Genomic DNA, 13534 nt, shown 5'->3' on the forward strand with positions numbered 1-13534 from the left:
CCTTAGTAGATTAATTAATTATAATTTTATGGTTTTACCGAAAAAAAGAACAATTTTTATTGTTCTTTATGTATTTTGAACAACATTATAGAATATCAATGCCATATTTTCTGACTGTTTAGTAACAAAAAAATTAAAATTACAAAGTAAGAAATTAGCTATATTGAAAATATGAAAAACTTTTATAAATTAAGCGTTTTTATTATTAAAAATAAAAGAAAGCTAACCATTAATAAAAGCTTTACAATTATCTATAGTTTTGTCCATTAACTATTAAATGTCCAGACTATTGAAAGAGCAATAGTTTTAAAGACCAAAAACAAAATAAATTAGCGAATTTCAATTTAAATGAGTATCTTTGCATCTCAAATAAAATACAAAGTAATAAAATGATTGTTTGTATCGCAGAGAAACCTAGCGTTGCCAAAGATATAGCAAGAATCTTGGGAGCCAGCAGTTCCCGTGATGGATATATGGAAGGTAATGGCTATCAGGTTACATGGACTTTCGGACATTTATGTTGTCTGAAAGAGCCTGATGATTACACTCCAAACTGGAAAAGATGGAGTCTAAGTGCATTACCTATGATTCCACAGCGATTTGGCATAAAAGTTATCGACGATCAAGGTATTCGCAAGCAATTTGCAACTATTGAAAAGCTCATGCAAGCCGCTGACACAATTATAAATTGTGGTGATGCCGGACAGGAAGGTGAGCTCATTCAAAGATGGGTAATGCAGAAGGCTAAAGCAAAATGTCCTGTAAAAAGATTATGGATTTCTTCAATGACAGATGAAGCTATACGAGAGGGATTTCAATCATTAAAAGATCAGGCAGACTATCAGTCTTTGTATCTTGCAGGATTGAGTAGGGCTATAGGCGATTGGGTGCTTGGAATGAATGCTACTAGACTTTATACTTTAAAATACGGGCAAAACAGGCAAGTTCTATCTATTGGTCGCGTACAGACTCCAACTCTGGCGCTTATTGTAAACAGACAAAAAGAAATTGAAAATTTTAAACCTGAACAGTATTGGGTACTCTCTACCATTTACAAAGAAACATTGTTTACAGCTACAAAGGGTAAGATCCTTTCAGAAGAAGAAGGTAAAAATGCATTGGATTCGATTAATGGTAAACCGTTTGTAATTACTGATGTGAGTAAGAAGAAAGGTACAGAAGCCCCTCCTCATCTTTTTGATTTGACATCTTTACAGGTAGAATGCAACAAAAGATTCAGTTACAGTGCAGAGATGACACTTAACATGATTCAGGCTTTGTATGAAAAGAAATTAACCACTTATCCACGTGTAGACACACAGTTCTTAAGTGATGATATATATCCGAAATGTCCTACAATATTAAAGGGATTAAGAGGCTATGAGCAATTAACAGGCCCTCTTGCAAACCAGAAATTAGTTAAATCAAAAAAAGTTTTCGATACATCTAAGGTAACAGACCACCATGCAATAATACCAACAGGTCAACCTGCATACAACCTTACAGACCTTGAGAAAAATGTATATGACCTTATATCAAAGCGTTTCATATCTGTTTTCTATCCTGATTGCAAATTTTCCACTACTACAGTATTAGGAAAGGTTGATAACATCGAATTTAAGGTTTCAGGAAAAGAAATTTTAAACCCTGGTTGGCGTACTGTATATGCAAAAGAAACACAGATAGCAGAAAACGATGATGCAAAAGGCACAGATGAAGAACGCACTTTGCCATCATTCGTAAAGGGCGAGAGCGGAGATCATATCCCTACCCTCTCAGAAAAATGGACGGCACCTCCTAAGTTTTATACAGAAGCAACATTGTTAAGGGCGATGGAAACTGCCGGAAAATTTGTCGATGATGATGAATTACGTGCCGCATTAAAAGAAAACGGAATTGGCAGGCCATCTTCAAGAGCAGGCATCATAGAGACTCTATTTAAAAGACATTACGTAAGACGAGAAAGGAAAAACCTTGTTGCGACCCCCACCGGTACAGAACTTATAGATACCATACACGAAGAACTTTTGAAAAGTTGTGAATTGACTGGTATATGGGAGAAGAAGCTACGTGATATTGAGCATAAAAAATATGATGCAGTCCGATTTATTGATGAACTTAAGACACAGATAACAGACATAGTGAATGGTGTGCTTACAGACAATAGCAACAGACACGTAACTATAACCACTGATGCTGACATAAAGAGAAAAATCAATAAAACTGTGAGCAAGAAGCCTTCTAAAAAAAATATTGAGAAGCCTAAAGAACAGCAGTTAGTCCCTGACGATTCTATCATAGGAAAAACATGTCCTATCTGTGGAAAAGGTATTATAATCAAAGGGAAAAATGCTTATGGATGCAACAGATGGAAAGAAGGATGCAAATTTGTATTGCCATTCAAAAAATAAAGAACAATAAAACGATAATAAATCAGTTATATCCAAAATATAATTGCTGATGCCCAATAAGTATTCCATAGTCTTCATGTTCATATTATCCGTCATTATGTCATCCTGCGGTGCTGAGCAGAATGTAAAGAAGGGGGATAAATTCTTTGCTCTAGGTGAATATTATGACGCAGCGAACCAATACAAGACAGCATACTCCAGAACACCTTTAAACGAAAGATCATTGAGAGGAAAACGGGCATTAAAAATGGCAGGATGCTATCGTAAGATAAATTTTACGCAAAGAGCCATTGCAGCTTATCTCAATGCTATAAGATACAAACAAACCGATTCGCTTACAAGTCTTAATTTAGGAATGCTTTATCTTAAAGATGGAAATTATAAGGAGGCTGAAAAGACATTCAATGATATACTTAAGTACAACCACAACAATGATCTTGCCAAAGAAGGACTTGAATCAGCAAAAGAAGCACCTCTGAAAAAGATGAGTCCTTCCTCATATATAATTAAACGTACTGATGAACTAAATTCAAGAAGGGCTGATTACTCTCCAATGTTCTATGGAGAAGAATACAACCAGTTATATTTTACTTCAACAAGAAACCAAGCTCAGGGTGATGAACTTAGCGGCATAACCGGGACTAAAAACGGTGATATATTTTTTTGTCAGAAAGATGATAAAGGCAATTGGGGAAAGATTCAGACTATTGAGTCAGGACTTAATTCTGTTCAGGATGAGGGAGCTTGCTCGTTTACGCCAGACTGTCACACAATGTATCTTACAAAATGTGATAATGACCCGCAATATCCCAGGTATGCAACCATATGTTCTTCAAACCGTTCTGATGCATCATGGGGTAAACCAACAAATCTAGAAATAACAAAAGATACACTATCAAGTTATGCACACCCGGCTATTTCTCCTGATGGAAAATGGCTATACTTCACATCAGATATGCCCGGAGGCTTAGGCGGACTAGATATATGGAGGGTAAGACTCACCACAAATGGACTTGGAGGAGTAGAAAATCTCGGTTCACCAATTAACACACCAGGGGATGAAGAATTCCCTACGTTTAGACCTAACGGTGATTTGTACTTCTCATCTAACGGGCATGTTGGACTTGGAGGCCTTGATATATATATCGCAAGACAAGACACAGACTCTAATAAATGGAAAATTGAACATCCCGGATACCCGTTAAACTCTCAAGGAGATGATTTCGGAATGACATTCGAAGGTTTACACAACCGTGGATATTTCTCTTCCAACAGAGGTGATGCCCATGGTTGGGATCACATATACAGTTTTGAAAAGCCAGAAGTAATTCAAACGGTAAAGGGCTGGGTGTATGAAAAGGAGGCCTACGAACTATCAAGTGCAATGGTACGTATGGTTGGTAATGACGGTACTAATCTTAAGTTAAATGTCAAAGGCGACGGTTCATTCACTCAAGAGATCCATCCAAACGTAGATTATGTATTTCTGGCTACATGCAAGGGATTCCTTAACCATAAGGAACAATTAAGAGTAGCACCAGTAAAAGAATCGACAGAATACGTTCTTCAGTTTCCATTGGCATCTATAACAGCGCCGGTACTCATAGACAATATATTTTACGACTTTAATAAAGCTACACTTACTTCAGAATCGACCAAGGCGCTTGATGAACTTACAAATTTGCTTAATGAAAACCCCAATATCACTATTGAACTTAGAGCTCACTGCGATTACCGTGGTTCGTCAGCATACAATAAGATTCTATCACAAAAAAGAGCCGAATCTGTAGCTAATTATCTTATAAGTAAAGGTATAGCTAAAGATCGCCTGTCGCCTGTAGGTTATGGCAAGGATAGACCCAAAATAATAAGGAAGAGACTTACAGAGAAATATCCTTGGCTTAAAGAGAGTGATGTTCTTTCGGCAGACTTCATAAGTCATCTTGATAAGGACAAGCAAGAGATATGCAACCAAATTAACAGACGCACTGAGTTCATCGTGCTACGTACTACCTACGGGATATTTGACAAATACGGAAATTTTAAAAATTTACCTCAGGCACATACACTGAAAGAAGATAATAAACAGAACAATAAAGACTTGTTCTGAATATAGTTGCAAACAACAATATTTTTTCTTAATTTTGCAGACAAACATTTAAGAGGATGGTATTACCGGCAGATTTTATTAGCTATACAAAACGTTTGATGGGCGAAGAACTATTCAATATCTTTGAAAAGGCTATCAAAGAAGAGGCAACAAGCAGCATTAGAGTGAATCCACTTAAATGCGATACATCTCGTATAAACATTCCATTAGAAGGAGGGTGCATACCATGGTGCAAAAATAGCATACATGGTGTTTATCTGAAACATAGGCCTAATTTCACATTCGATCCTCTACTACATGCAGGTTTATACTACGTACAGGAAGCCTCATCTATGTTTATCACCAAGGTATTGTCTCAATGGGTTAACACCCCTGTAAAAATGCTGGATTTGTGTGCCGCTCCAGGTGGTAAATCTACTGCTGCAAAATCTGTACTGCCTGCCGGCAGTCTGCTTTTCAGTAACGAACCTATGCGCAATAGGGCCAATATTCTATCTGAGAACATTGCAAAATTTGGAGATAAAGATATAATTGTCACAAATAATTTTCCTTCCGAATACAAAAAATCAGGACTAATGTTTGATGTGATTCTAACAGACGTACCATGTTCTGGAGAAGGTATGTTCAGGAAAGATGAGGTAGCAATAAAAGAATGGAGCAAACAAAATGTTGAAAACTGCTGGCAAAAGCAACGTGAGATTGTGAGCGACATATGGAGCTGTCTTAAACCAGGTGGAATTCTTATTTATTCAACATGCACATTCAACACAAAAGAAAATGAAGAAAATGTAAAATGGATATCAGAAGAACTAGGTGCTTCATTTTTATCTGTTGACATAAACGATGACTGGTGCATAACAGGTTCACTACTTAATGGATTTACAGAACCTGTTTACAGATTTATACCCGGAAAGACTAAAGGCGAAGGACTATTCATGGCTGTATTAAGAAAAAATGCAGATTCAATAGATAACGATAGGAATTCTAAGATAAAGAAAGATAAACGTTACAAAATACCGAAAGGTAATAACGAAATAATGCGATACGCAAATGTTTTACTCAACAGAGATGATTTTGACATAACCTCTAATCGGGATGAAATAATAGCAATACCCCAAAAGTGGAAAAAGGACTTCGATTTAGCCGAGAAAAATCTGAAAGTTATTTCTGCAGGCATAACATTAGGAACTATAAAAGGAAAAGATATGGTACCAAGTCAGCAACTTGCATTGTCGACAGAACTTAATAGAGCCATCTTCCCAGTTGCCGAACTTATATACGATGATGCGATAGCTTTCTTGCGTAAAGAGGCAGTACCTCTTCCTTTTGATACTCCTAAAGGATATGTACTTATAACATATTGCAGTGTGCCTTTAGGATTTGAGAAGAATATAGGCAACCGCGCCAATAATCTTTATCCGATGGAATGGAAAATAAAAAGCTCTCATACCCCAAACGAAGATAGAGAAGTTTTGATGTTTGATAATTAAAATATGAAAATATGAAACAGTACTTAGATTTACTAAATCGCATCCTAACAGAGGGCGAAAAGAAAGAAGACAGAACAGGTACAGGCACAATAAGCATATTCGGAAATCAGATGAGATTTAACCTTGATGAAGGTTTCCCTCTGCTGACGACAAAGAAGCTGCACCTAAAATCAATAATTTATGAACTACTTTGGTTTTTAAAAGGCGACACAAATGTTAAGTATCTGCAAGACAACGGAGTAAGGATATGGAATGAATGGGCTGACGAGGATGGTGAGCTCGGTCCTATATATGGACATCAATGGCGTTCATGGCCTGACTATAAAGGAGGTTCTATTGATCAGATTCAAAATGTTATCAATCAAATAAAAAAAAATCCAGATTCACGTCGTATGATTGTCAGTGCATGGAATGTTGCAGACATCGACGAAATGAAATTACCTCCATGCCATTGTCTATTCCAATTTTATGTTGCTGATGGCCGACTAAGCCTTCAACTATATCAAAGGTCTGCTGATACATTCCTCGGAGTGCCATTCAACATAGCATCTTATTCGCTATTACTAATGATGATGGCCCAAGTAACAGGACTTAAAGTCGGTGACTTCATACATACCACAGGAGATACACATATATATCTTAATCATATAGAACAAGTTAAGTTGCAGCTCTCCAGAGAACCAAGGAAATTGCCAACTATGAAGATAAATCCGGATGTAAAGAATATATTCGACTTCAAGTATGAAGATTTCGAATTAGAAGATTATAACCCATGGCCACATATATCAGGTGCTGTAGCCATATAATAATTGATAAATGAGAATTAATATAATTGCCGCAGTAGCAAAAAACAGAGCCATCGGTTATCAAAATAAACTGATATATTGGTTGCCTAATGATCTCAAACGCTTTAAAGCATTAACTACGGGTCATACCATTATTATGGGTCGCAAGACTTTTGAATCTCTTCCTAAAGGTGCACTTCCCAATCGAAGAAACATCGTTATCAGCAAAACTATCACAGAAATACCTGGATGTGACTGCTATAAATCATTAGAAGAAGCTATTGATAATTGCTCTAAAGATGAAGATGTATATGTAATAGGTGGTGCCAGCATATACAATCAGGCTATCAAGATGGCAGATCGTCTTTGCCTTACAGAGGTTAACGATTCACCTAATAATGCAGATACATTCTTTCCGCAATACGATGATTGGAAAATAGAAACGAAAGAAAATCACGGAATAGACGATAAGCACGAATTTGAATATGCTTTTGTTGATTATATAAGATAATACTTATGCAATCAACATTATTTATAAGCAATATTTTTTTGTAAAAAAACATTATTAGAATAAAGGTTGACTAATCAGCCTTTATTCTAATAATGATAATATTATAACTCTGCACGAAAGACAGAGATTACTATTCTACGACTTCATTTTCCTCTTCATCATCACTGTCATCAGCTCCTGGTAAGTCAACGATAGGTAACTGCCTATCTATAGCAGCGTTAAATGAAATAATTGTCTCGCTACGAGATAAACCTAAAGGCTGCAATTTATCATGTATGATGTTAAGTAAGTGGTGATTGTTAATGGCATAAATCTTAATAAAAAGATCGAACCCACCTGTTGTATAATGGCATTCCACTACTTCCGGGATTCTCTTTAATGCACTTACTACATTATCAAATTTTTCAGGGTTCTTAAGATACAATCCAATGTATGCACAAGTCTCATATCCGATCTTCTCCGGATCAATAATAAACTGAGAACCTTTAAGAATTCCAAGATTAGTTAACTTTTGAATGCGCTGATGAATAGCTGCACCACTCACATTGCAGGCACGAGCCACCTCTAAGAATGGAATTCGTGCATCTTCGGCTATAAGGCGAAGTATCTGTTTGTCAAGTGAATCTAAACGATGTTGTGTCATTATTTTTTATTTTGGGTGCAAAGATATTACAAAAATATGATTTTTACAAGAAAAATATAAGTAAATATCACATTATTATAATAAAATGTTACGAAATTGAAGTTTTTAAGTACTTTCTTATAAAAAACAAGTCTGCCTAATTTTATAAAATATAACAACAAAATGAATTTTTATTAGCAATTAAATCAACTCGTTAATTATTATAACCAACTAAATTTTAATACATTTTTAAACATTATTTTGTTGATTTAGCTGTTCTATTTTATTACTCCATCAAACAAAGACAGGAGTTACAACAACTTTGCATTAAAAAATCAAAGCTGAATCCGCCTTGTCTGAATTGAAATCATTCAAATAGAAGTACATTGATGTCTGTGCACATTTCATCAATAGAAAAATAAAAAAAATTATTATTAAAATTAAAATAATCTATCGATTATAAATCGCATATTTATACAATAATAGTCCTTTTATGGTTAATAATCTAAAAAAATAAAACAAAATTATTTTAAATTTCACAAACGATATTAAATTTGTAGCATGTATTCGAGAAACATAAAGATAGTATGTCTGGTATTTTTGTTTGTTTTTGCGACTAAGACAAACGCCCAAGTAATAGATGATGCTGTAAAAGTTGATACATTAACTCTTGCAGAAAGGTTATCTGTCAAAACGAATATGGTCGACTGGTCATTGCTTACACCTAATATAGGAGTCGAATTTGACCTTAAAAGTACGAACTGGAGCAGATGGGCTGTAGGACTGAATTTCAGATATCGATGGAGCAGCACTCATACATTTTCCCCAGGCCTTGTGTATAATATAGGCGAAGTGAAAGCCGAAGTGAGAAACTATTGGCGTACGATGGACCTTAGCGACCCTTCGCACATCCGCTTATCAAAGCATAAGAAATGGATAGACAAATCCGTTTCTCAGCGCCGCAGTACCAGCAAACATCCAGTAACCGCATATTATCGTGGTTTTTACCTTTCCTATACAGATTTCTCTTTACTGCTAGGTAGAACTGGCAGACAAGGACAAGTCTTTCAGGCTGGTGTAACTTATGGTATTGTGCGACCGCTGTATCAGTTTGCCAACGGCAACAGTCTTGACATGGACCTCGGCATAAGTGTAGGTGTAGCCTATGCAAAATATGACAAATATACTCATGATAGAGAAAACAACTGTTATCCGGTAACAGGTCATGAAAATTGGCATTTCATCAACCATCCAGTCGTCAACGAAATTAGGGCGGGATTCGTATATCGCTTTGGCAACTATCCAGTTACCAAGAAATACCGCAGACGTTATGACGTGGATCTCAAATATCAAGCTTACATTGACAGCATCAATCAGATGCGCCAGCGCCTTGGATTCGAGAAGCACTATAAAGACAGTGTTTATAATGTAATGTTTAATGAGTTTGAACATCTTTATGATTCCATCTCAAGAGCCCAACTTGTCATCAAAGACTCTATCGCATTCGCCAATCGTGGTATAACCGACATACAGCAACAAAATGTAAAAGCTGACGAGAAAACTGCTCTGAAGACAGAACGACAAATGGACGCTGTACAAAAGAAGAACGATAAGATACAGCAAGCTGCAGAGAATAAACTTGCCAAAGAACAGAAAGCAACCAATCGCAAAGCGGAAAAAGAACGCAAGGAAAAACAGGCTGTCATAGACAAGCAAAAAGCGCTGGAAGAAAAAACAGCTAAAAAGAAACGGCAGGAGGAAGCTGCGGCAGCTAAAAAAGCGCGCAAGCAAGAAGCTGTCGAAGCCAAAAAGGCACGTAAGATACAAGATCAGCGTGACGAAGAAGCAAGGCACAAGAGAGCTAAGGCACTAGAAGATGCACAACAAAAGCAGAAAGAGGAAAAGGAGGCTGCGCAATGATGAAAAAATATATTTATATATTATTATCGTTTGCTATAACTTTGATTAGTGCCTGCAATACAGAGGTAGACCTTTGTTATTCAGAGCATCCTCATCATACAAAAACGAAAATTGCATTTGACTGGCAGGTGCTGGGCGATTCTCTCGCACAACCGGATTCTATGATGGTCTTTGCTGACAGAGTCGTAAACAAATGGAAATGCGGCATGACTGCCAGTTCCAGCAATGACACTGCAAGTTACGTCATCCGCCAAGGTGAATACAAGATGATGGTGCTCAACAGGTGTGACAGCACCTACAATTATGAAACACTGGATTCTGTTGCTAACAGTGACTCTACAAGATGGAATCTGGATAAGATGGCACTCAATTATGTTGCTTATTCGAAAGACAGTGAACCGATAAAAAAGGTATTACAGAGTTGGACAGATTATAATGTTTATGCTTCATTTGCGCAAAACAGCAGCAAGCAGGTGTTTGTAGACATACAAGACATTGTAAAAATCGACTCAGGCTCAAATAACAAAGTTGTGTTCACCCCTGAGAGACTCACTCAGAAAGTGGTGATGCAGTTCCCTGTAAAGAAACTGATAACGGATACGAAAACATTTCGTATAGACTCTATGTTTGTGGAAGTGGCGGGCATTCCTACAGTGATATATCCTTACGACAACACCGTGAACGTGACAAAAACCTGTAAAATGCTGACCAAAGCACGACTGATAAACGCAACGACATTAAATACCGGAGACGAATACAGCAATGAAAATTTGCTATGTCGTATCGGTGTGGATGTCAACGGCATTATCTATGGTACATCTGAAAATGAAGCATCTGGTCCGGGCATCTTACAAGTTATACTGTTCACAACAGCGACCGGACAAGACGGAAAAATACAGCACAGAAGGATTGAAGGGAAGATAAATATTTTCCATTCCATACATGATGCACATCTTCTGGATTATGAATATGGGACCGAATTTGCTACGCAAGCCACCAAATATGCATTCATAAACATTAATGCAACTCTGGTGCTTGACAGTAAAAACATCGTACGGGACTCAGATGGTAACTGGGGCATCCCTTCTTGGATTCCATGCGAGACACAGGTTGTAGTACCAATGGAGTAAACAATAAGGATATGAGACATTTAAGATATATAGAGGCAATGATGTTCGGGGCAATGATGATGGTTCTGTCTTGTTCCTCTCACTATCCGGATATGGAGTATCCTGACGGGAATGGTAACACCGAACACACATTTTCCACACCTATCACGGTATCACTGAACAAACAGAACATGTTCTCTCTGGTGGCAACACGCGGATCTGGTTCTTTTGAGACTGGTAACATATCCCAAAAATGTGAGAATGGTCTGTTCTATATTTTCGCTTTCCGTGACGGAACGGATGCAGACCTCTCGCAGACGGTAAAGTCAGACACTGCACACAGCAACTGTCTTGTAGACAGTGATATTCCATATTTCGGAAAAGCGTCACGGCTGGAAAAAGACAGCACTGGCACCTTGTCTTTCGTGGAGGATGAGAATCTCGTTAACAAGACGAAGATGTATTACAGTCAGACGAACAGTTCCACGCCCTATCATTTTACAGGTTATTATGTTGATGACTATGTCCCGACAGCCTCTACATATCATCGTAATGCAGAAGGAATCTATTACGACCTCAAGATAGACGGCACACAGGATGTACTTTGCGGTTATGCACCAGATATAACGTCCAGTTTACTGAAATCAAAATATGACAATATAGAATTGACCGCCACAGAGCGCGAGAAAATACTGTCAATCAAGGGATACAGTACTTATGCAGCACAATATGGAATAAACCCTGTGCTGAACTTGAAGCATGTGCTTACCAAACTGAAATTCGAGATTGTACCTGCCGACTCTACAGCCGACAATGTGACCATCCGTAACATTTCTATTATAGGAAAGAACAGCGGTAAAATGGTTGTTGCCGCAAGGAATATGGAAGATATAGGACTTTCGGCTTATGACAATACAGATACGCTGCAGTTGCACGAGCCGTCTACCGACGGAAAGACCACACTAACATTAGTCAGTGCAGGAAACGGCTATAACGTAAAGTGGGACGACAGTTATGCCAACAAAAATCTGGAAGACATCACGGGAGTGAATGTAGGAGGATGTATCATGCCTGTCCCTGCAACGAGTTATAAGTTATGTGTAGAGAGCAACGTCATTAACAAGTTGACGGGTAAGACTTATCTGGTAAAATCTTCTTATACCATCACGCCACCCGAGAATACAATCAGCTACGATAGTACGACAGGAAAATATGTATTTAAAGCCGGTTATGAATACACCATTAAACTGGGTGTCTTCGGACAAGCAATGATACGAATCAGCACCACTGTAGATACATGGAAATCCGGTGACACAATCATATTAGACCCGGAGCAACATCTATAATATAACAAAGGACTTATGAATTTGACTAAAAATATGGACAAGAGACTTATTATTACATTCGCAGCAGCAATGATGCTCACAGCTTGTTCTTCGACCGGAGACAATGATGGAAATAGCAGTTCCGACAATAACTCTATATCCATCTTTACATCACAGATAGCGCAAAACGTGATTACACGAGGTGCCGGTACAGTGGGTGGTGTGATGAACAATTCGACGGAGATCCTTCATAATCAATGGAACGGTGAGACACTGCACGTCATCATGACCAAACATGGAACTATCGATTATGCTAGATATTATCCAGAAATAGGATCTACAGCTAGTGAAGGGGATGTGATATACGATGGAACTGCTTTTACAGCGCCAAAAGGTGTAAGTACAGGAACTGCATCCTCAAATGACGGTAAACTGAAATATTATCCGGTACAAGGAACATTTGATTTCTGGGGTTATTACACTGATAACGCGACATCAAATACGAAACCGGTTCTTTCGGATGATGGTACTTATTATTATGTGCCGTTCTCCATTGACGGTTCTCAGGACCTGATGACAGCCACAACCACAGCACCCGACTCTTCTCTTTTAGGTTCAAAAGGAAGTGCTGACCGTGCTAATTTCTATTCTGCCTATTCTGCCCGACGCGGTGTGCAGCCAAACCTTCTTTTCAGTCATAAGTTGACAAGGCTACAATTCTCGTTGGTACCATGGTCAAAGCGAGACACGCTGATGCAGGTAACGAAAATTGTACTGAAGTCACGTACTACAGGGAAACTCATTGTGGCATACAATTCACAATCTGCCGTAAAACAGACTGCTGTCTTTGATAATACAGGTGTCAAAGCCCTCACCGTAAAAAACAGAACGAATGGTGTTCTATCTGATACTCTGGCATGGCAACACCCATTATGGGCAGATTCATTGAAAGGAGACTCGGCATTAATTACAAATATCGGTGAAGCCATCATAGTCGAACCTCGACAAAAATATGATATTATCATCAGTTACCGTCAACCACCTGTAGCTGACGATCCTAATCATGTGTCGGATGCCATCACCCAACAATGGGAAACGGAAATGTGGTTACCTAGTGGTGAAGCGTTCAAGGAAGGTTATTCATACAATGTAATCATAAAGGTATATCGTCTAATGCCTATTAAGCTGTATGCTACTCTTCTTGACTTTTGGAAGAGCGGTGAAGATATCAATATGGACCCTGACAATTAA

General features: G+C 37.9%; 10 protein-coding genes. 9 read left to right on the forward strand and 1 reads right to left on the reverse strand.

All coding sequences use genetic code 11. The annotated features are described in order from the left end of the window. Window positions 1–389: 389 nt before the first annotated feature. The 5 genes from XYLOR_RS07675 to XYLOR_RS07695 are packed head-to-tail and all read left to right on the forward strand — an operon-like array spanning window position 390 to window position 7307. Window positions 390–2411 carry a DNA topoisomerase 3 gene (locus tag XYLOR_RS07675; RefSeq protein ID WP_036878228.1) on the forward strand — a complete coding sequence of 674 codons (2022 nt, stop codon included), beginning with the start codon at window positions 390–392 and terminating at the stop codon, window positions 2409–2411. A 49-nt stretch (window positions 2412–2460) separates the two neighbouring features. Beyond that, on the forward strand, window positions 2461–4521 hold the full coding sequence (gene porE / locus XYLOR_RS07680) for a PorE family type IX secretion system protein (protein ID WP_036878229.1): 2061 nt from the start codon (window positions 2461–2463) through the stop codon (window positions 4519–4521). 56 nt (window positions 4522–4577) lie between these two features. After that, on the forward strand, window positions 4578–6011 hold the full coding sequence (locus XYLOR_RS07685; protein WP_036878231.1) for a methyltransferase RsmF C-terminal domain-like protein: 1434 nt from the start codon (window positions 4578–4580) through the stop codon (window positions 6009–6011). Between the two features lie 11 nt (window positions 6012–6022). Then, complete coding sequence (locus tag XYLOR_RS07690; protein ID WP_036878232.1) at window positions 6023–6817, forward strand: thymidylate synthase; 795 nt, start codon at window positions 6023–6025, stop codon at window positions 6815–6817. A gap of 10 nt (window positions 6818–6827) precedes the next feature. Next, window positions 6828–7307, forward strand: coding sequence for a dihydrofolate reductase (locus tag XYLOR_RS07695; protein ID WP_036878233.1), 480 nt, complete (start codon window positions 6828–6830; stop codon window positions 7305–7307). A 130-nt stretch (window positions 7308–7437) separates the two neighbouring features. Here XYLOR_RS07695 and XYLOR_RS07700 read toward each other — a convergent pair whose 3' ends face one another. Beyond that, the gene (locus XYLOR_RS07700; RefSeq protein WP_036878234.1) at window positions 7438–7950 is read right to left on the reverse strand and encodes an Lrp/AsnC family transcriptional regulator; all 513 of its coding nucleotides are present in this window, start codon (window positions 7948–7950) and stop codon (window positions 7438–7440) included. 540 nt (window positions 7951–8490) lie between these two features. Between XYLOR_RS07700 and XYLOR_RS07705 the strand changes: the two genes are divergently transcribed. The 4 genes from XYLOR_RS07705 to XYLOR_RS07720 are packed head-to-tail and all read left to right on the forward strand — an operon-like array spanning window position 8491 to window position 13534. Beyond that, window positions 8491–9849, forward strand: a complete 1359-nt coding sequence (locus XYLOR_RS07705) for a DUF3575 domain-containing protein (protein ID WP_036878236.1) — start codon at window positions 8491–8493, stop codon at window positions 9847–9849. Beyond that, window positions 9846–10979 (forward strand): hypothetical protein, encoded by a 1134-nt coding sequence (locus tag XYLOR_RS07710; RefSeq protein WP_036878237.1) that lies wholly within the window; start codon window positions 9846–9848, stop codon window positions 10977–10979. The genes XYLOR_RS07705 and XYLOR_RS07710 overlap by 4 nt, the downstream gene beginning before the upstream one ends. An 11-nt stretch (window positions 10980–10990) precedes the next feature. Then, complete coding sequence (locus XYLOR_RS07715) at window positions 10991–12304, forward strand: fimbrillin family protein (RefSeq protein ID WP_036878239.1); 1314 nt, start codon at window positions 10991–10993, stop codon at window positions 12302–12304. A gap of 15 nt (window positions 12305–12319) precedes the next feature. Further along, window positions 12320–13534: a fimbrillin family protein gene (locus XYLOR_RS07720; protein WP_084608553.1), complete on the forward strand. Its 1215-nt coding sequence runs from the start codon at window positions 12320–12322 to the stop codon at window positions 13532–13534.

It is taken from the genome of Xylanibacter oryzae DSM 17970 (assembly GCF_000585355.1).
In the GTDB taxonomy this organism is placed as follows: domain Bacteria; phylum Bacteroidota; class Bacteroidia; order Bacteroidales; family Bacteroidaceae; genus Prevotella; species Prevotella oryzae.

Bases quoted from the DNA above. Each gene is read 5' to 3' on its own strand.
- porE (WP_036878229.1), top strand. From the start codon at position 2,461: ATGCCCAATAAGTATTCCATAGTCTTCATGTTCATATTATCCGTCATT.
- XYLOR_RS07710 (WP_036878237.1), top strand. From the start codon at position 9,846: ATGATGAAAAAATATATTTATATATTATTATCGTTTGCTATAACTTTG.
- XYLOR_RS07675 (WP_036878228.1), top strand. From the start codon at position 390: ATGATTGTTTGTATCGCAGAGAAACCTAGCGTTGCCAAAGATATAGCA.
- XYLOR_RS07700 (WP_036878234.1), bottom strand. From the start codon at position 7,950: ATGACACAACATCGTTTAGATTCACTTGACAAACAGATACTTCGCCTT.
- XYLOR_RS07705 (WP_036878236.1), top strand. From the start codon at position 8,491: ATGTATTCGAGAAACATAAAGATAGTATGTCTGGTATTTTTGTTTGTT.
- XYLOR_RS07715 (WP_036878239.1), top strand. From the start codon at position 10,991: ATGAGACATTTAAGATATATAGAGGCAATGATGTTCGGGGCAATGATG.
- XYLOR_RS07720 (WP_084608553.1), top strand. From the start codon at position 12,320: ATGAATTTGACTAAAAATATGGACAAGAGACTTATTATTACATTCGCA.
- XYLOR_RS07690 (WP_036878232.1), top strand. From the start codon at position 6,023: ATGAAACAGTACTTAGATTTACTAAATCGCATCCTAACAGAGGGCGAA.
- XYLOR_RS07685 (WP_036878231.1), top strand. From the start codon at position 4,578: ATGGTATTACCGGCAGATTTTATTAGCTATACAAAACGTTTGATGGGC.
- XYLOR_RS07695 (WP_036878233.1), top strand. From the start codon at position 6,828: ATGAGAATTAATATAATTGCCGCAGTAGCAAAAAACAGAGCCATCGGT.